At 32.6% G+C, this 20334-nt stretch carries 21 protein-coding genes; 3 read left to right on the forward strand and 18 right to left on the reverse strand.

What is annotated here, in order from left to right; all coding sequences use genetic code 11:
* Positions 1-165: 165 nt before the first annotated feature.
* The 15 genes from JG553_RS04770 to JG553_RS04840 all read right to left on the reverse strand — a co-directional run bounded on the left by JG553_RS04770 (position 166) and on the right by JG553_RS04840 (position 14794).
* Entirely contained in the window at positions 166-1440 is a 1275-nt protein-coding gene (locus JG553_RS04770) for a dihydrolipoamide acetyltransferase family protein (RefSeq protein WP_000406843.1), read from the reverse strand.
* A 12-nt stretch (positions 1441-1452) separates the two neighbouring features.
* Positions 1453-2436 carry an alpha-ketoacid dehydrogenase subunit beta gene (locus JG553_RS04775; protein WP_001096642.1) on the reverse strand — a complete coding sequence of 328 codons (984 nt, stop codon included), beginning with the start codon at positions 2434-2436 and terminating at the stop codon, positions 1453-1455.
* Complete coding sequence (locus JG553_RS04780) at positions 2436-3428, reverse strand: thiamine pyrophosphate-dependent dehydrogenase E1 component subunit alpha (protein WP_000568353.1); 993 nt, start codon at positions 3426-3428, stop codon at positions 2436-2438. The genes JG553_RS04775 and JG553_RS04780 overlap by 1 nt, the downstream gene beginning before the upstream one ends.
* Before the next feature lie 15 nt (positions 3429-3443).
* Positions 3444-4865 (reverse strand): dihydrolipoyl dehydrogenase, encoded by a 1422-nt coding sequence (lpdA, locus tag JG553_RS04785; protein WP_001291535.1) that lies wholly within the window; start codon positions 4863-4865, stop codon positions 3444-3446.
* 150 nt (positions 4866-5015) lie between these two features.
* Positions 5016-6695: a DNA repair protein RecN gene (recN, locus tag JG553_RS04790; RefSeq protein WP_000942214.1), complete on the reverse strand. Its 1680-nt coding sequence runs from the start codon at positions 6693-6695 to the stop codon at positions 5016-5018.
* A 15-nt stretch (positions 6696-6710) separates the two neighbouring features.
* Complete coding sequence (gene ahrC / locus JG553_RS04795) at positions 6711-7163, reverse strand: transcriptional regulator AhrC/ArgR (protein ID WP_001124985.1); 453 nt, start codon at positions 7161-7163, stop codon at positions 6711-6713.
* 431 nt (positions 7164-7594) lie between these two features.
* Positions 7595-8476 carry a polyprenyl synthetase family protein gene (locus JG553_RS04800; RefSeq protein WP_000183378.1) on the reverse strand — a complete coding sequence of 294 codons (882 nt, stop codon included), beginning with the start codon at positions 8474-8476 and terminating at the stop codon, positions 7595-7597.
* Positions 8454-8684 carry an exodeoxyribonuclease VII small subunit gene (locus JG553_RS04805; RefSeq protein ID WP_000159865.1) on the reverse strand — a complete coding sequence of 77 codons (231 nt, stop codon included), beginning with the start codon at positions 8682-8684 and terminating at the stop codon, positions 8454-8456. Before JG553_RS04805 ends, JG553_RS04800 begins: the two co-directional genes overlap by 23 nt.
* Entirely contained in the window at positions 8677-10014 is a 1338-nt protein-coding gene (gene xseA, locus JG553_RS04810) for an exodeoxyribonuclease VII large subunit (protein WP_001286928.1), read from the reverse strand. The genes JG553_RS04805 and xseA overlap by 8 nt, the downstream gene beginning before the upstream one ends.
* 16 nt (positions 10015-10030) lie before the next feature.
* Positions 10031-10420, reverse strand: coding sequence for a transcription antitermination factor NusB (gene nusB, locus JG553_RS04815; RefSeq protein WP_000087385.1), 390 nt, complete (start codon positions 10418-10420; stop codon positions 10031-10033).
* Between the two features lie 59 nt (positions 10421-10479).
* Positions 10480-10842: an Asp23/Gls24 family envelope stress response protein gene (locus JG553_RS04820; RefSeq protein WP_000241588.1), complete on the reverse strand. Its 363-nt coding sequence runs from the start codon at positions 10840-10842 to the stop codon at positions 10480-10482.
* 14 nt (positions 10843-10856) lie between these two features.
* Positions 10857-12212, reverse strand: a complete 1356-nt coding sequence (gene accC / locus JG553_RS04825; RefSeq protein ID WP_000756612.1) for an acetyl-CoA carboxylase biotin carboxylase subunit — start codon at positions 12210-12212, stop codon at positions 10857-10859.
* Positions 12212-12676 (reverse strand): acetyl-CoA carboxylase biotin carboxyl carrier protein, encoded by a 465-nt coding sequence (accB, locus tag JG553_RS04830; RefSeq protein WP_001009516.1) that lies wholly within the window; start codon positions 12674-12676, stop codon positions 12212-12214. The genes accC and accB overlap by 1 nt, the downstream gene beginning before the upstream one ends.
* Before the next feature lie 473 nt (positions 12677-13149).
* Complete coding sequence (gene efp / locus JG553_RS04835) at positions 13150-13707, reverse strand: elongation factor P (RefSeq protein ID WP_000626504.1); 558 nt, start codon at positions 13705-13707, stop codon at positions 13150-13152.
* Positions 13708-13732: 25 nt separating this feature from the next.
* Complete coding sequence (locus JG553_RS04840) at positions 13733-14794, reverse strand: M24 family metallopeptidase (protein WP_000087107.1); 1062 nt, start codon at positions 14792-14794, stop codon at positions 13733-13735.
* 104 nt (positions 14795-14898) lie between these two features.
* Here JG553_RS04840 and JG553_RS04845 point away from each other — a divergent pair, with 104 nt between their 5' ends.
* Positions 14899-15480, forward strand: coding sequence for a hypothetical protein (locus tag JG553_RS04845; protein ID WP_000737686.1), 582 nt, complete (start codon positions 14899-14901; stop codon positions 15478-15480).
* Between the two features lie 13 nt (positions 15481-15493).
* Positions 15494-15712: an SA1362 family protein gene (locus JG553_RS04850; RefSeq protein ID WP_001244298.1), complete on the forward strand. Its 219-nt coding sequence runs from the start codon at positions 15494-15496 to the stop codon at positions 15710-15712.
* Between the two features lie 63 nt (positions 15713-15775).
* Here JG553_RS04850 and JG553_RS04855 read toward each other — a convergent pair whose 3' ends face one another.
* Positions 15776-16606 carry a lipoate--protein ligase family protein gene (locus JG553_RS04855; RefSeq protein ID WP_000141109.1) on the reverse strand — a complete coding sequence of 277 codons (831 nt, stop codon included), beginning with the start codon at positions 16604-16606 and terminating at the stop codon, positions 15776-15778.
* A 157-nt stretch (positions 16607-16763) separates the two neighbouring features.
* On the opposite strand from JG553_RS04855, the gene JG553_RS04860 reads away from it, so the two are divergent.
* Positions 16764-17150 carry a rhodanese-like domain-containing protein gene (locus tag JG553_RS04860; RefSeq protein WP_001276571.1) on the forward strand — a complete coding sequence of 129 codons (387 nt, stop codon included), beginning with the start codon at positions 16764-16766 and terminating at the stop codon, positions 17148-17150.
* A gap of 364 nt (positions 17151-17514) precedes the next feature.
* On the opposite strand, the gene gcvPB is transcribed toward JG553_RS04860, so the two are convergent.
* Positions 17515-18987, reverse strand: coding sequence for an aminomethyl-transferring glycine dehydrogenase subunit GcvPB (gcvPB, locus tag JG553_RS04865; RefSeq protein ID WP_000202189.1), 1473 nt, complete (start codon positions 18985-18987; stop codon positions 17515-17517).
* On the reverse strand, positions 18980-20326 hold the full coding sequence (gene gcvPA, locus JG553_RS04870) for an aminomethyl-transferring glycine dehydrogenase subunit GcvPA (RefSeq protein WP_000019687.1): 1347 nt from the start codon (positions 20324-20326) through the stop codon (positions 18980-18982). Before gcvPA ends, gcvPB begins: the two co-directional genes overlap by 8 nt.
* Positions 20327-20334 lie beyond the last annotated feature (8 nt).

Here is a 20334-nt window from a genome sequence, read left to right on the forward strand (position 1 = left end):
TATGATGTCTTATTTTGACTTTACTGCAAAAATGCATTCAACCATGTTGATTATTGTTCTTTATCTTTTTTGAATATATTGCACATATTTTAGTGCCAAAAAATAATACATCCATCGACAAGAACAAGATAAAACAAGTTGTCGATAGATGCATCTATGTTATCACTAATATATATTTGTATTTTCTAAAGTATACTGTTCGATACGCTGTTTAATATGATTCATAAATTTACCTGTTTGTAAACCATCTAAAATACGATGATCAATTGAAATACATAAATTAACCATGTTACGAATTGCAATCATATCATTAATTACTACTGGCTTTTTAACGATTGATTCTACTTGTAAAATCGCTGCTTGTGGATGATTTATAATACCCATTGATGATACTGAACCAAATGTACCAGTATTATTTACCGTAAATGTACCGCCCTGCATATCTTCAGCTGTCAATTGCTTATTACGCGCTTTCGTTGCTAAAGTATTAATTTCTCTAGCTATACCTTTGATTGACTTTTCGTCTGCATGCTTAATCACAGGTACGTATAATTTATTTTCATCAGCAACAGCAATTGAAATATTAATGTCTTTATGTAAGACAATTTCATTTCCTTGCCAGCTACTATTTAATAAAGGATATGCTTTTAAAGCATCTGCTACAGCTTTTACAAAGAAAGCAAAGAACGTTAGATTATATCCTTCTTTATTTTTAAAGCTGTTTTTATAATGATTTCTCGTATTCACAAGATTTGTAGCATCTACTTCAATCATCATCCATGCATGTGGAATCTCTGTTACACTATTAACCATATTTTGCGCAATTGCTTTACGCACACCATTTACTGGTATTGTGCTGTTTTCACTATTGTCTTCAGATGATTGGTTACTTGATGTATCTACTGATGTTGATTTTGTTTGAACTTGTTTGTCAGATTGAGCTGTGGTACCACCATTTTCAATAACTGACATTATATCCTTCTTAGTTACACGACCTTCAAATCCACTACCTACAACTTGTGATAAATCAATGTCATGCTCTGAAGCGAGTTTAAATACAACAGGTGAAAAGCGACCATTATTACGTGGTTGATTTTGTTTAGCAGTAGATGTCTGTTCCACTGTTGCACTAGCTTTTTTAGTAGATTTCTGAGTATGCTCATCCACTTTTGCTTGTATCTCTTCAGTTGTTTCATTTGTCTTTTCATCAGCAGTTTCAATTTTACAGATAATTGTATCAATAGCTACTGTCTGCCCCGCTTCAACTAAAATTTCTGTAATTGTTCCTGATATCGTGGAAGGGACTTCAGCTGTCACTTTATCTGTAATAACTTCACATAATGGTTCATATTCATCAATATGATCACCAACAGAAACTAACCATTGTTCAATGGTGCCTTCATGAACACTCTCACCTAACTTAGGCATTGTTATTTCCATGACTTTCCCTCCCTAGAATTCTGCTAATTCACGCATTTTATTTAAGATTTTTTCTGGATTCATCATAATTTCATTTTCTAATACAGGAGAAAATGGCATAGATGGTACATCTGGAGCAGCTAAACGCATGATTGGTGCATCTAAATCGAACAAGCAATGCTCTGCAATAATCGCTGACACTTCTGACATAATACTACCTTCTAAATTATCTTCAGTTACAAGTAAAACTTTACCTGTATGTTTAGCACGATCAATAATTGTTTCTTTATCTAATGGATAAACAGTTCGTAAATCAACGACTTCAACATTGATACCGTCTGCAGCTAAAATATCCGCTGCTTGTAAACAATAATTGACCATTAATCCATAACAAAATACTGTTAAATCTTCACCTTCACGTTTCACATCTGCTTTTCCTAAAGGTACAGTGTAATATTCTTCTGGCACTTCTTCCTTTAAGAAACGATAAGCTTTTTTATGCTCAAAGTACAATACTGGATCATTTGATTCGATAGATGATAATAAAAGCCCTTTAGCATCATACGGTGTGGAAGGAATAACAATTGTTAAACCTGGCGATGAAGCAAATATACTTTCAATACTTTGTGAATGATATAGTCCTCCGTGAACACCGCCACCAAATGGTGCACGAATCGTTAATGGGCATTGCCAATCATTATTTGAACGATAACGCATTTTCGCAGCTTCACTAATAATTTGATTTGTCGCAGGTAAAATAAAATCTGCAAATTGAATTTCTGCAATTGGTCTTTTACCTACCATAGCTGCACCAATGGCAGTTCCAACAATATTTGACTCAGCTAATGGCGTATCGATAACTCTGTCTTCACCATATTTTTGTTGCAGTCCTTGAGTAGTACCAAATACGCCACCTTTTCTACCAACATCTTCACCAAGAATAAACACATCTTTATTTTGTTGTAATGCTAAGTCTTGTGCCTGGCGTATCGCCTCTAAATAAGATAATTTAGCCATTAGTTAAGACTCCCTTCTTCGTACACAAATGCATAGGCTTCTTCGACACTTGGATATGGCGCGTCTTCAGCAGCCTTTGTCGCTTTATTGATGATGTCTTTATGCTCCGCTTCTATTTCTGCCAACCAAGCATCATCGATAATGCCAGCTGAAAGCAACTCTTTTTTGAACTTTTCATTGCAGTCTGCTTTTTTAAGCGTTTCACGCTCTTCTTTCGTACGATATTGGTCGTCATCATCTGATGAATGAGCTGTCATACGACTTGTTACTGCTTCAATCAAAGTTGAACCTTGACCAGAAATAGCTCGATCTCTTGCTTCTTTCATCGCTTTATACATTGCTAATGGATCATTACCATCTACTTGTTCACCATGTATACCGTAACCAAGTGCTCTATCCGATAATTTTTCAGCTGCGTATTGTAATGAATCAGGTACTGAAATTGCATATTTATTATTTATAATGACACATACAAAAGGAAGTTTGTGTACACCCGCGAAGTTTAAACCTTCATGGAAGTCACCTTGGTTTGAGCTACCTTCACCAACAGTTGCTGTTGCAATTTTCTTCTTACCATCCATTTTTAAAGCTAAAGCAGCACCAACAGCATGGGGTATTTGAGTTGCTACCGGTGAACTTTGAGACAAAATATTCTTAGCTCTACTACTAAAGTGTGATGGCATTTGTTTTCCACCAGAGTTAACATCGTCTTTCTTTCCAAACGCTGATAAAAACGTATCATACGCTGAGATACCCATATAAGTAACGAAAGCTAGATCTCTATAATAAGGCGCTGTAATATCACCTTCTTCTAATGCGTATGCCATCCCAATCTGAGTTGCTTCTTGTCCTTGACCACTTACAACAAATGGAATTTTACCTGCACGGTTCAATAACCACAGTCTTTCATCTATTTTTCTACCTAAATCCATCCATTTATATATTACTTTTAGGTCTTCTTCGCTAAGGCCTAATGATTTATAATCAATCATGTTAAATCCTCCTATTTATACGTGAATAGCTCTACTTTCTGCTTTCAATCCTAATTCCATCAACACTTCAGAGATGGAAGGATGTGCGTGTGTTGTTAGTCCTAATTCTAATGCCGAGCCATTCATGAACTGTAACAGTGATGCCTCATTAATCAATTCTGTTACATGTGGACCAATCATATTAATACCCACAATTTCTTCAGTTGATTGATCAATCACCATTTCGCTATACCCTTCGTTTGTGTCATGGCTATCAATCACTGCTTTACCAATTGCTTTAAATGGTACTTTAAAACTTTTAACTTTCATTCCCTCTGCCTTTGCTTGTTCAATGTTTAAACCGATAGAAGCAATTTCAGGTTGTGAATAAATACACTTAGGCATCATGTTATAGTTTACTGGGATTGGGTTCCCCTCAAACATATGATCAACAGCCACAACACCTTCTTTTGATCCAACATGTGCCAATTGTAATTTTCCTATACAATCACCAGCTGCATAAATATGTTTATCTTCAGTTTGTTGAAATTCGTTCGTTAAAATATGTCCTGATGTTGAAAGTTTTATTTTAGTGTTGTTTAAACCAATATCTGATGTGTTAGGTTTTCTACCAATCGATAGCAACACTTTATCTACTTTAATTATGTCTGAGGAAATTTCAAACGTAACACCATCTTCGTTAACATTTATATCATTTTCAGAAAGTTTTATTCCCTCATAGAATTTAACACCACGTGCTGACAATGATTTTTTTAATAGTTGTGAAGCTTGTTTACTTTCAGTTGGTAAAATTCTTTCACCTGCTTCTATAACTGTTACGTCAACACCTAAATCTATCATCAATGATGCAAATTCCATTCCGATAACACCACCACCAATAATACCAATACTTGATGGTAACGTCTTTAATGATAATATATCATCGCTAGATAAAATTTTATCATGATCAAATGATAAGAATGGCAACTCTGCAGGCGAAGAACCAGTTGCAATTAATACAAATTGGTTGGGTAATAAGTCTGATTCACCATCTTCATATTCGACAGAAATTGTGCCACTTTGAGGTGAAAATATAGATGTACCTAGAATACGTCCCGTGCCATTATAAATGTCAATGTGATTGTGTTGCATTAAATGCTTTACACCTTGATACATTTGATTAATAATGTCTTCTTTTCGTGCCAACATATTTTCAAAATTAACATTAGCATCTTTGACATCAACGCCAAACATTGCTGCCTGTTTTACTGTTTGAAATACTTCAGCAGATTTAAGCAGCGATTTAGTAGGAATACAACCTTTATGGAGACAAGTACCTCCTAATAGTTGTCGTTCTACTATTGCCACTTTTTTACCTAATTGAGACGCACGTATCGCAGCAACATATCCTGCAGTACCTCCACCGAGAACGACTAAATCATATTGTTTCTCTGACATGTTCTTACTCCTAACTAATGATATATATCCATTGAAAATTTATTAATACATAGTTTTCATGTCCATTAATTACCTATTTTACATGATTGTCTATTTAGTTTGAATGCACATAAATAAATCCATAAATGAGTATTCAACACACTTTGGAAATTATCTACGTCTTTGATTGTGTTGTATCATTTCTCTTGCATTTTCTCGAGTTAAATCAGTAACACTTGCACCTGAAATCATTCGTGCAATTTCATCTACTTTATCATCGCTAATTAACTCTTGAACTTGTGTTGTTGTACGATCATCTTTTGATGATTTCGAAATTAATAAATGATGGTCGCTCATCGATGCAACTTGTGGTAAGTGAGAGATACAAATAACTTGTATATATTCTGCTATATCTCGCATTTTCTCTGCCATTTTTTGTGCAGCTTGTCCAGATACACCTGAGTCAACCTCATCGAATAAAATTGCAGTTTGACCTCTCGATTTAACAAAAATACTTTTTAACGCTAACATAATTCTAGAAAGTTCTCCACCTGACGCAATTTTATTTAAACTTTTTAATGGTTCCCCTTTATTTGGACTGATTAAAAATTCTACAAATTCGATTCCATCAATATTCGGTTCTTCTAATTTTTTAAATGAAATCTCAAGATTTGCGTCTTTCATTTGTAAGTTTTGAATTTCCGATACAATGTGGTCTCTTAACTCCCTAGCGACTATACGACGCTGCTTTGATAACGCTTGTCCAACCTCTATAACTTGATTATACAATGCATTTATTTCTTCTCGTAACTGCGATGTACTTTGTTCATAGTTTTCAATTTTATTGATTTCATTATTAAGCTTTTCTTGATATGCGATTAATTCTGAAATATCTTTTCCATATTTACGTTTTAAATTATTCAGCAAATTCATACGAGATTCATACTCGTTTAACACTTGTTCGTCGAATTCTGTATTAGCCATTTCATCATATAACTCATGTTTTGCATCTTCTAAAATGTAGTAAAATTGATCAATATCTTCTTTTAATTTGTCATATTTGTTTGGAACTATATCGTTTATTGTTAACAAATGGTTGCTTAGTTCATATAAACGATCAGTGATAGCATTTTCATCCGTTAATGTCATATATGCGTTATTAAGCGCTAAGCTTAATTTTTCAGAGTTTTGAATGCGTTTAATATCTATTTCAAGTTGCTCTATTTCGCCTTCTTTTAGATGTGCTTCAGACAATTCTTCTAATTGGAATTTCATTAAATCTAAACGCTGTAGCAATGCTTGGTCTGCTGATTCTAAATCTTCTAACTCTTGCTTTTTGGCTTTATAATTTTGAAAAGTTTGGTGATATTTATCCAACAAATCTTGATAACGTGATTCTGCGTAATTATCCAATAATGTTAAATGGTATTTTTGTTTCAACAAAGACTGCGTTTCATGTTGGCCATGAATATCTAATAATTCTTGCATAACTTTTCGTAAATCTTGTAAAGTAACTGTTTGATTATTAATTTTACAAAGACTTTTACCAGAGCTGAAAATTTCCCGTTTAACTAATAAAAAATCTTCATCTACATCAATATCCATATTTTTCAATATATGTATAGCATCTTTACTCTCGTCAATATCAAATATACCTTCGATGACAGCCTTTTTTTCACCATGTCTTACAAAATCAGATGAAGCTCTCATTCCAATTAATTGTCCAATTGCATCTATAATAATTGACTTACCTGAACCCGTTTCACCACTTAAAACAGTTAAACCATCAGAAAATTGAATTTCTAATTCTTCAATAATAGCAAATTGCTTGATTGATAAGGTTTGTAACATAAACTCATCGCATCCTTATAACAAATTGAAAATTCTTGACTTGATTTCATCACTTGCCTCTTTGCTTCGACAAATAATTAAACAAGTATCATCACCACAAATTGTGCCTAGTACTTCTTCCCAATTGATTTGGTCTAATATAGCTCCAATAGATTGTGCATTACCAGGTAATGTTTTTAGAACAAGTAAATTATCAGTACCATCTATATTAACAAAGGAATCCATTAAATAACGTCCCAATTTTTCTAAAGGATGGAATTTTCTATCATTTGGTAAACTATAAACATATTGACCTGAAGGTATAGGTACTTTAATAAGTTGTAGTTCTTTAATATCACGAGAAACAGTTGCTTGAGTGACATTTAAATCATAATCGTTTAATCGTTTAACTAATTCATCTTGTGTCTCTATCTGTTCATTTGAAATAATTTCTCTAATTTTTATATGCCTAACCGATTTTTTGGGCACAGTAAACACCTCTGATTACGAATATTTATACATTTATTTTAACACATGCACTGATTTACGACTACTAAACACCTTTACGTAAAAAGGGTAAACATGGTTTATCTATCTTGGTTATCTATTTATAAATATTTTTCATATTACGCATAACAATTGCTTAAAATATGTATAAAAATGAATATATGTGTAATAAACTTGCTAATTATTAGATTTAATAAGCGTCAATTGTTTGAACATATTTAATTAAAATCACATTGATATCACAGATACGAATATTGTCGTATAGAAATTGAAAATTCTATTTTTTAAATGAAAGTCTTCAACATAATTTTAAGTTTCAACATGAGAAAAATCGATTAACAAACAACGTCAGTTGAATATGCCTTTTGAGACATTTCAAACTTTACAATTGTTGCTAATCGATATATTTGCTTTTAGTGATCCCTGCTATAAAATAAATCAACGATTTCTAATAAGTGTTTTGTATTGAATTGTTCATCAATTTGCGTTAGTTCATCCACTGCTGCGTCTCTATGATAAGTCAATTTATCTTCTGCGCCATCTTTCCCTAATAAACTCACGTACGTACTTTTATTATTTTCAAGATCGCTGCCCACTTTTTTACCTAACTTTGCTTCATCACCATAGCAGTCTAATAAATCATCTTTAATCTGGAACATCATACCTAAATGATAACTATAACTTTCTAAATGTTCTTTAGTTGTATCATCGACATTAGCGATATCTGCTGCACTCATAACCGCAAAAGTTAATAATGCTCCTGTTTTTGTTTTGTGTATCATTTCCAAAGTTTCAAGATCAATTGGTTGGCCTTCGCTTTGCATATCTAACATTTGACCGCCGACCATTCCAACATGACCACTTGCTATTGACAGCCGTTGTAGAACTTTTATTTTTACTTCATCAGTTAATCTATCATCACTTGAAATAAGTTCAAATGCTTTAGTTAATAAAGCATCACCTGCTAATATCGCAGTCCACTCACCATATACTTTATGATTTGTTAATTTTCCTCGTCGATAATCATCATTATCCATCGCTGGTAGGTCATCATGAATAAGTGAATATGTATGAATCATTTCTAGTGCAATTGCGCTCTTCATACCTAACTCATACTCGGTATTTAGTGAATCTAAAGTGAGTAATAACAGAACTGGTCGGATGCGTTTACCTCCAGCATTTAATGAATACAACATACTTTCTTCTAGCTGAGTATCCATTACTGATTTATTTATCGCAACCGATAATTCATTATTGACTTCATCTATTAATTTATTCATCGGTAGATTCGTCATTTTTTACATCCTCAGCTTCTTCTTTTATTAAGTCATTCACCTTTTTTTCGGCATTTTTTAAAGTTGTGTCACAAGCTGCTGATAGTTTCATACCACGTTGATATAAATCTAATGATTCCTCTAAAGATACTGTTTCATTATCTAATTTTTGAACAATTTGCTCTAATTCTTGCATCATTTCTTCAAAACTTTGCGTTTCTTTAGTCATTATTACACCTTACTTTCGTAACTTTTGCATCTACTAAGCCATCTTTCATTGTTAACGTCAATTGATCATTTTCTGTTAAATCTTTAGTACTCGTAATGACTTCGTCTTTTTTATTAACAATTGCATATCCACGCAACATTGTATTAGTTGGACTTAAATTGTTTAAGTTTTCTACTTTATTTTTCAAATCATTTTTATAACTTAATATCTTAGAATTCAATAATTTAACAAGTTGGTTTGTCAATTGAAGATTATTTTGTTGTTCTTGATTAACACTACTTAGTAATGCTTTTAAATTATAACGTTGTTGCAACAGCATTAATCGATGTCTCTGTTGTTCAAAAGTTGCCTGAATTTGTTGTTTCAGTCTCTTTTCTAAATCATCTCGACGTTGTATCTGTTGATCATACAATAAAGTTGGTTGTTTAAACTTGTAATACGATGACAAATGTTCAACATGTTTACGTTGTTGTTCTAAATGTTTCTTGATGAAACGAGTCAATGTAAACTGATATTGCTGTATTTGTTGCAGCAATTCATATTGGTCTGGTGTTGCAATAACAGCAGCTTGAGTTGGAGTCGCAGCTCTGATGTCTGCAGCAAAATCACTTAATGTAAAGTCTGTTTCATGACCAACTGCTGATATAATCGGTGTCTTACAATTATATATTGCACGGACGACAGCTTCTTCGTTGAAATTCCATAAATCTTCTATGGATCCACCGCCTCGACCTACAATAATGGTATCTACACCTAAACTATCTGCATATTCAATTTTTTCAATAATGTCGTCTTTTGCTTTTTCACCTTGAACCAAAGTACTAATTTGTATTTGTTCAGCTAATGGAAAACGACTATTTATCGTTGAATGGATATCTCGAATTGCGGCACCTGTACTCGCTGTTAAAACTGCAATTTTTTTAGGAAACTTAGGTATTGATTTCTTATTCGCTTTATCAAAACAACCTTCTTCAGTTAATTTTTTCTTTAATGCTTCTAATTTTTGATATAAGTTCCCTATACCATCTAATTGCATTTTATTTACATAAATTTGATAGTTTCCACGACGTTCAAAAACAGAAACACGTGCTTCTAATAAGACTTCATCTCCTTCTTTAGGTTCGAAGTTTAATTTAGAAGCACTACCTTTGAACATCATGGCACTTATAACGCTTTCTTTATCTTTCACATTAAAGTATAAATGACCACTTGAATGCTTTTTGAAATTTGAAAGCTCACCTTTAATCAATACAGATTGGAGATGTGGATCTTGATCAAATTTATATTTAATATATTTCGTTAAAGCTGAAACACTTAAATAATCTGACATATAACATCACTCAATTTTATTTTTTTATATTACTCAATACACCATTTATAAATTTATAATGATCATCATCACTGAATTGTTTTGTTAATTCAACTGCTTCATTCATTACGACTTTAGCAGGTGTATCACTGTGTAATATTTCATATGTTGCCATTCTTAAAATAATACGATCCGTTTTTAATAAACGTGCAATAGTCCAATCTTTTAAATAAGGACTAATTGTCTCGTCTAATACAGGTTCGTGATCTTTAACGCCAGAAACTAGCCAATGAATAAATTCGAAGTCTAAATCTGGATTATCGTCTTTAATAAAGCTTATCGCTTCATTTATCGTTAAATCACTGTCCTTCATTTCTAATTGAAATAAAGTTTGAAAAGCTTGCACTCGGGATTCTTTACGACTCATTTTTAACTCCTTCAAACGTTTGTATTTTTCTTTATTTAATTACTGAATTAGGTATGACATTACTTTTCAATAACGATTTGTGTAATGTGAATATTAATTTGCTTAGGTTCTATCGCTGTCATATTAGAAATTGAATTAAAAATTGACGTTTGAATTTTGTTTGCAGTTTTTGAAATATTAACACCATGTTTTAATGCACAATATACATCTATATATATGCCATCTTCTTTACTCTCGATTTTTAAATCACGGCTTAAATTTTTACGACTAACTTTTTCTAAATTTGTTTCTTTTAATTCAGCAAAATGGCCAGTGATGCCTTCGACTTCCGAAGTAGCTATACTTGCAATAACAGATAGCACTTCTGGCGCTATTTCTACTTTACCTAATTTTGAATTTGAATAATCAGTTACTTTGACCATGGATTGACCTCCTATTAACCTTCATCATTCATAATGCTATTTTGCTCTAAAAAGTTTGTATTAAATTTACCGCTTCTAAATATATCGTTATTCAATAATTTAATATGGAATGGAATAGTTGTATCAATACCAAGAACCACAAATTCACTTAGTGCACGAATGCCAGCCATAATCGCTTCATCTCGTGTCGGTTCATGTATGATTAATTTCGCTACCATCGAATCATAATATGGCGGTATCGTATAATTAGTATAACATGCTGACTCTATTCGAACACCATATCCACCTGGTGCAAGATATTGCTCAATTTTACCTGGTGATGGCATAAAGTTCTTGTAAGGATTTTCAGCATTAATTCTAAATTCAATTGCGTGTCCTGTTAATTTAATATCTTCTTGTTTATACGGTAACACGTCACCCATAGCAACTTGTAATTGTAATTTAACTAAATCAATTCCTGTTACCATTTCAGTTACAGGATGTTCTACTTGAATACGTGTATTCATTTCCATAAAATAAAATTTATTATCATTTAAATCATATATAAACTCAATTGTTCCCGCATTTTCATAATTTACAGCTTTCGCTGCACGAACTGCGGCATTTCCCATTTCACGACGTGTTTCATCATCTAAAATTGGGGAAGGTGCTTCTTCCACTAATTTCTGCATACGTCTTTGAATTGTACAATCACGTTCTCCTAAATGAATTACATTACCATAGCTGTCCCCAACAATTTGGATTTCAATATGGCGGAAGTTTTCGATGAATTTCTCCATATAAAGTCCACCATTACCAAATGCAGTTTGAGCTTCTTGTTCTGTCATTCGGAAGCCAGTTTCAAGTTCTTTTTCATCACGAGCAACACGGATACCTTTTCCGCCACCGCCAGCAGTAGCTTTAATGATGACCGGATAGCCAATTTTTTTGGCGATTTTCTTAGCTTCTGAGACGTCTTTCATTAAACCGTCACTACCAGGAACAACTGGAACATTGGCTTTGATCATTTCTGCCTTAGCAACATCTTTGATACCCATTTTTTGGATAGATTGATAACTTGGTCCAATGAACTTCAATTGGCATGCTTCGCATAATTCTGCAAAATCAGCATTTTCAGCTAAAAAGCCATAACCCGGATGAACGCCATCACAACCTGTAGAAGTTGCAATAGATAAGATGTTCGGAATATTTAAATATGAATCTTTAGACAAAGTGGGACCTACGCAATATGCTTCATCAGCAATTTGAGTATGTAGCGCATCTTTATCCCCTTCAGAATAGATTGCAACAGTTTGGATGCCTAAATCACGACAAGCGCGAATAATCCTAACTGCGATTTCACCGCGGTTTGCAATTAAAACCTTTTTCATTATTTCACCTTAAATAACGGTTGGCCATACTCTACCATTTGTCCGTCTTCTACTAAGATTTCAACAATTTCACCTGAAATTTCTGCTTGAATTTCATTAAATAGTTTCATTGCCTCTAAAATACACACTGTTGTTTCATTTGAAACAGTGTCCCCAACTTGCACATATGCTTCTTCGTCTGGAGATGGCGATTTGTAAAATGTACCTACCATAGGTGCATTAATTGTTTTGTGATTATCTGAAGTTGGCTTTGGAGCTTCAGTTTTATTGCTATCAGTTGATTGTGCTTGAGGCATAGGCATTGCCGCAGCTTCAACTGGCATTTGTGAGATTTGTGGCGTGATAATCTCAGTTTCTTTTTCTTTCTTAAGCGTCACTTTGCCTTTAGTATCTTCAATATTGATTTCCGTTAAAGTTGATTTATCCAGAATTTCAATTAATTCTTTGATTTCTTTAAAGTTCATTATTACTGACTCCTTCAGTTTGTTTTCATCTACCCGTCTATTTTACTTGAGACAACTCTTCAATTCAAGCATGTTCATATTGCTGGCGACATTATAAGTCTATCCCAAAGTTATAATAAAACCACATTTTAAATTAAAAACACTTGTGTATTTATTACTTAACATTGACTCATCTTAACTCTTGATTAAAAATTTTATGCATTCAGTTAAACATATCAATGTTATTTTTATTAGCTATTATGTTTTATCCTCAACAATATGATATGTAGATATATACCTTTACTCATGTCTATGTTTTTTCACTACCAATTAGACGATTCGTTTTATATTTTAAAAATTATTTTAAAAATAAAAAGCCTCATATCAGCATATAACCTATAATCATTTTAGGCAATAGCTTTATGAGACTTATTTAGAATATCTTACGTTAAATCAGTATAGTGAATACAAGCTATTTGTTAACAAATTAGAGATTATCCTCTTGAAATGTAGCTTCCATCACCAGTGTTGATAATTAAAACGTCACCTTCGTTTACAAATAAAGGTACATTTAATGTATAACCAGTTTCAACAGTTGCCGATTTAGTGGCACCAGTTGCAGTATCACCTTTAATACCAGGTTCTGTTTCAGTTACTGTTAATTCAACAGTTTTAGGTAATTCAACACCGATAGTTTCACCTTCGTATGTTTGAATTTGTACTTCCATACCTTCTTTTAAGTAATTCAATTCTTCTTTTAAGTAATCACTTGAAAGTTCTGTTTGTTCAAAGCTTTCATTATCCATAAATACATGATTATCTCCGTCAGCATATAAATATTGCATGCGACGATTTTCAATCATTGCTGGTTCAACTTTTTCACCAGCTCTAAACGTTTTCTCTTGAATTGCACCAGTTCTTAAATTACGTAATTTTGAACGAACGAATGCTGAACCTTTACCAGGCTTTACATGTTGGAAGTCTATAACTTTCCAAATAGCGTTATCAACAGAAATTGTTAAACCTGTTTTAAAATCATTAACCGAAATCATTCAGTTTCCTCCTCATTTTACACGCTTATGTTAAAACTATAAGGTCTTTTGTGCATTTAGTAAAGACTTGACAACCATTTTCTGTAATTAAAATATCATCTTCTATTCTTATACCGCCCAAACCTTCTATATAAACACCAGGTTCTACTGTAACACAGTTGTTAACTTGAAGTTTATCTTGTATCGTACGAGCCAGCATTGGCCCTTCATGGATTTCTAAACCAATACCATGTCCTAGTGAATGTCCAAATTCTTTTCCATACCCTTTTGACTCTAAATAGTTTCTTGAAATGGCATCAGCTTCTGCACCAGTCATGCCAGGTCTAATCTCATTAATTGCTTTCATTTGAGATTCAAGTACTATTTGATATATTTCTTTCAGTTTAGGATCTGGTTCTCCAATAGCAAATGTTCTAGTAATATCTGAACAATAGCCGTTATAATACGCGCCAAAATCTAATGTAATCATGTCGCCTTTTTCAATAATTTTATCACTTGCAACACCATGTGGTAATGCACCTCTATGACCAGATGCTACAATCGTATCGAATGATGGTCCATCTGCTCCTAATTCTAGCATTTTGCTTTCTAATATTGCCTTTAATTCTTTTTCAGTCATGCCTGCTTTTACAACAGTTAAAATATATTCATATGTTTCATCAACAATATTAGCTGCTTTTTGAATTAAAGCAATTTCGTCAGCATCTTTGACGTCTCTAATTTTATCTACAGTATTAGAAATGCTTATTAATGATATACGGCTTTTATTTAATTCAAGGTATGTATCATAACTTACATGATGCCCCTCAAAACCTACATTTTCAAAATTTTCTTGGTGTAGCAATTCTTTAATCTCACCAATAATAGTAGATTTACGATTAATAATTTCATAATTTGGCGCCTGCTTAGTTGCTTGATCAATATATCTAAAGTCTGTTATCAAATATTGTTTATCTTTAGATATGATAAGTGCTCCACTGGTACCAGTAAAACCTGATAAATATCTTCTATTGTAATCCGAAAGAATGATAATCGCATCTAAATGTTTTTGTTCTAAAATACGATGCACTTGTGTTATTCTGCTCATCTTATTACCTCCTAGTGAAACGTTTGTGCATTTCAACTTTATACATTAAAATAATATCATAATAAGGATAAAAAATAATAGATATTGATTTTAGGGAGATAGTAATGAAAAAATTGGTTTCAATTGTTGGCGCAACATTATTGTTAGCTGGATGTGGATCACAAAATTTAGCACCATTAGAAGAAAAAACAACAGATTTAAGAGAAGATAATCATCAACTCAAACTAGATATTCAAGAACTTAATCAACAAATTAGTGATTCTAAATCTAAAATTAAAGGGCTTGAAAAGGATAAAGAAAACAGTAAAAAAACTGCATCTAATAATACGAAAATTAAATTGATGAATGTTACATCAACATACTACGACAAAGTTGCTAAAGCTTTGAAATCCTATAACGATATTGAGAAAGATGTAAGTAAAAACAAAGGCGATAAGAATGTTCAATCGAAATTAAATCAAATTTCTAATGATATTCAAAGTGCTCACACTTCATACAAAGATGCTATCGATGGTTTATCACTTAGTGATGATGATAAAAAAACGTCTAAAAATATCGATAAATTAAACTCTGATTTGAATCATGCATTTGATGATATTAAAAATGGCTATCAAAATAAAGATAAAAAACAACTTACAAAAGGACAACAAGCGTTGTCAAAATTAAACTTAAATGCAAAATCATGATAGGAGTCTTTTAATGCGTAATATAATATTTTATCTTGTACTTATTATTGCTGCGATTGGATTAGTAATGAATCTAGATGCCTTTATTTTTTCAATCGTCAGAATGTTAATCAGCTTTGCTGTAATAGCTGGTATTATTTATCTGATTTATTATTTCTTCATCTTAACTGAAGACCAACGCAAATATCGCAAAGCAATGCGTAAGTATAAAAGAAATCAAAGAAGAAAATAGATAAAAAAACGGAAGCACTTGTAGGTAAAATAGTCTACGTGCTTCCATTTTTTATTCTAAAAACTACTTTCTAAACATCCATTCATCTGAACGATATTTTTCAGTTAATTCTTCCACTTCTGCCAATTGAGCTTCTGTTAATTCAAGTGGCTTTAATTCTATATTTAAACCTTTCTTAAAACCTTTCTCGAAAGCTTCTTCCATTTGACTAATAGTAATGTGTTCATCTGAAATATCATTGATGGCAACTGCTTTTTCAACGAATGCCTCTTTCATTTTTAATTTTAATCTTTCATTTTTATAAATAAACATATCAAACAGTTCATCAATATCAATATCTTGTAAAATCGAACCGTGTTGGAGGATTACGCCCTTTTGTCTCGTTTGAGCACTCCCAGCAATCTTACGGCCTTCAACAACTAGCTCATACCAACTTGGTGCATCAAAACACACTGAACTTCGAGGTTGTTTTAATTTTTGACGCTCTTCAGGCGTTTTAGGTACCGCAAAATAAGTATCAAATCCTAAGTTTTTAAATCCTTCTAATAATCCTTGTGAAATCACTCTGTACGCTTCTGTAACTGTAGAAGGCATATTCGGATGCGATTCAGGCACAATCACACTGTAAGTTAACTCTTTATCATGTAGCACCCCACGGCCACCAGTTTGACGCCTTACGAGACCAAAACCTTTCTCTTTAACCTTATCAATATCAATTTCTTTTTGTAGCCTTTGGAAATACCCTATTGATAATGTTGCAGGATTCCATGTGTAAAAACGTATAACTGGATCAATTTCACCTCTAGAGACAAAATTTAATAACGCTTCATCCATTGCCATATTATAATATGGGTCTTTACTTCCTGTATTAATAAAATTCCAAGTTTCAGTCATATTCAAGAACTCCTATCAGCAAAATGTATAATATTTGATTCGCTAATTAATCAATTTAACTAAATGAATAATAATTGCAATTCTTTAGTGAAATATTTTGATAATTTGACCTAACAGTCTTATAATTATATTATCGTTTAATTAGGGAGGATGCAAGATGAGTGCTAGTTTGTACATCGCAATAATTTTAGTTATAGCAATTATTGCTTATATGATTGTTCAACAAATTCTTAACAAGCGAGCTGTTAAAGAATTAGATCAAAATGAATTCCATAATGGGATTAGAAAAGCTCAAGTCATCGATGTTAGAGAGAAAGTTGACTATGACTACGGTCACATTAATGGGTCTCGCAATATTCCTATGACAATGTTCAGGCAACGATTCCAAGGATTAAGAAAAGATCAACCGGTATACTTATGTGATGCCAATGGGATTGCTAGCTATAGAGCCGCTCGTATTTTGAAAAAGAATGGATATACAGATATCTATATGTTAAAAGGCGGCTATAAAAAATGGACTGGAAAAATAAAGTCTAAAAAATAGTTTTTGTAAATTTAATATACGATTTAATAAAATCTGAGTGTTAATTGATCATCAATAACAATACTCAGATTTTAATTTTTTAACAAAGTCTGTTACTATATTTCTCTAGCTTCACTGATCATTAAACTTAGTTTCAGCATAATAAAGAAAGTTCAGCTCATTTTCAATACGATTCAATTACCGCAATCTAAAAAATGAAAAGACAATTTCTATGAAAGAATAATACCAAACCCTAAGAGTTATTACTTCGGTTTAGTTTTCTTGTTTAAATAGAAATTGTCTTTTTCAATTGATTTTGAAACCATTATCCTTAAATCTTCATACAAAGTTAGAATAATAATTCTCGGAATATGTGTTTAATACTTTATTTTTCCTGTTTAAGATTTTCAAACTTTAATATTGGTTTACGAGCAGCTGTAGCTTCGTCTAATCGATCAATCACAGTTGTATGTGGTGCTTCTAGCACTTTATCAGGATCATTTTTAGCTTCTTCAGCAATACTAATTAATGTATCGATAAAATAATCAAGTGTTTCTTTAGACTCTGTCTCAGTCGGTTCAATCATCATACCTTCTTCAACATTTAATGGGAAGTATATTGTTGGTGGATGTACACCGAAATCTAATAATCGCTTAGCCATGTCTAAAGTACGTACACCAAATTCTTTTTGACGCACACCACTTAACACAAACTCGTGTTTACAATATTGTTTATAAGGTATTTCAAAGTGTTTAGATAAACGTGCTTTAATATAATTCGCATTAAGAACCGCTGCTTCAGAAACCTCTTTAAGTCCAGTTGCTCCCATAGTTCGAATATACGTATAAGCTCTTAAGTAAATACCAAAGTTACCATAAAATGGTTTTACACGTCCGATAGAATTTTTAATGTCATTATCATATTTAAATTTGTCGCCATCTTTAATAACCATTGGCTTTGGTAAGTAACTTGCTAGTTCTTTTACTACACCGACTGGACCTGAACCAGGACCGCCACCACCATGTGGACCAGTAAATGTTTTATGCAAGTTTAAATGAACAGCATCAAATCCCATATCTCCTGGGCGAACTTTGTCCATAATAGCGTTTAAATTCGCACCATCATAATATAATAGACCACCAGCATTATGGACGATTTCACGGATTTCCATAATATTTTTTTCGAAAATACCTAAAGTGTTTGGATTAGTTAACATAATAGCTGCTGTATTTTCATTTACAACACGTTTCAAGTCATCAATATCAACTTCGCCACGTTCGTTTGATTTTACAGTAACTGATTTAAATCCTGCAAATGAAGCTGAGGCTGGATTCGTACCATGCGCAGAATCTGGCACAATGACTTCATCACGATGACCTTCACCATTATTCTCATGGTAAGCTTTAAATATCATCAATGCAGTCCATTCACCATGTGCGCCAGCAGCTGGTTGTAATGTCACCTCATCCATACCAGTAATTTCTTTTAATTCTTCTTGCAAACTATAAATAATTTCTAATGAACCTTGAACTTGATCTTCATCTTGTAATGGATGTGATTCACTAAATCCTGGTATTCTAGCAACCTTTTCATTAATTTTAGGGTTATACTTCATCGTACATGAACCCAATGGATAAAATCCGTTGTCTACACCGAAATTTTTATTTGAAAGTTCAGTATAATGACGTACTAAGTCTAGTTCAGCAACTTCAGGAAACTCCGCTTTGTTTTTACGAATAAATTTATCATCTAACAATGACTCAACAGAATTTGTTTTAATATCACTTTTTGGTAATGAATATGCATATCTGCCTTCACGAGATCTTTCAAAAATTAATGGACTTGATTTACTAGTCATTTAACTCACCAGCCTTTTCTACAAATGTATCGATTTCATCTTTTGTTCTTAATTCAGTTACAGCTATTAACATGTGATTTTTAAAGTCGTCTGAAACAACACCTAAATCAAAACCACCGATAATATTGTACTTCACTAATTCCTCGTTAACTTGTTGAATTGGTTTGTCAAATTTGACTACAAACTCATTGAAAGATGTACCATCTAATACTTCAAAACCTTTTTTAATAAATTGTTGTTTAGCATAGTTAGCATGTTCTATATTTTGAACTGCAATATCATAGATACCTTGTTTACCAAGTGCTGACATTGCAATTGATGACGCTAAAGCATTTAATGCTTGGTTAGAACAAATATTAGATGTCGCTTTATCGCGTCGAATATGTTGTTCACGTGCTTGTAATGTTAATACAAAGCCACGATTACCTTCATCATCTTGTGTTTGACCGACTAATCTACCTGGCACTTTACGCATTAACTTTTTCGTCGTTGCAAAATATCCACAATGTGGCCCACCGAATTGAGCAGGAATTCCGAATGGCTGAGTATCACCTACAACAATATCTGCACCAAATGAACCTGGAGGTGTAAGTAATCCCAATGCTAATGGATTTGCATATACGATAAATAATGCTTTTTTATCTTCAATAAAGCTATGAATCTTTTCAAGATCTTCAATTGAACCGTAAAAGTTTGGATATTGTACTGCAACAGCTGCTGTTTCATCATCCACTGCTGCTTCTAATTTTTTCAAATCTGTAACAGTGCCATCTAAATCGATTTCCACTACTTCGAATTCCTTACGCGTCTTAGCATAAGTATGAAGTACTTGTAATGCTTGATAATGTAAACCTTTTGAGACTACAATTTTATTTTTCTTTGTTTGACTAAATGCTAAGATACATGCTTCAGCAAAGCTAGTCATCCCATCATACATAGAAGAATTTGCTACATCCATATCTGTTAATTCACAAATTAAAGTTTGGAACTCAAAAATGGCTTGTAATTCACCTTGAGAAATTTCCGGTTGATATGGCGTATATGCTGTGTAAAATTCTGATCTTGAAATCATAGCATCCACAACTGATGGCGCGTAATGATCATAAACACCAGCACCCAAAAATGATGTATGCGTTTCTTTAGTGATATTCTTGCTTGCAATGCGATTTAATCTTCTAAGTAACGTTGTTTCCGCTTCGCCTTCAGCAATATTTAAATCTCTATTTAATAAAATGTCACTTGGTACATCACCGAATAATTCTCCTATAGATTTTGCACCAATTGTTTGTAACATTTCTTGCTTGTCTTTTTCAGTTAAAGGTATATAACGATGACTCACAATGCACA

It is taken from the genome of Staphylococcus sp. T93, from assembly GCF_016743875.1.
Taxonomy (GTDB): domain Bacteria; phylum Bacillota; class Bacilli; order Staphylococcales; family Staphylococcaceae; genus Staphylococcus; species Staphylococcus aureus.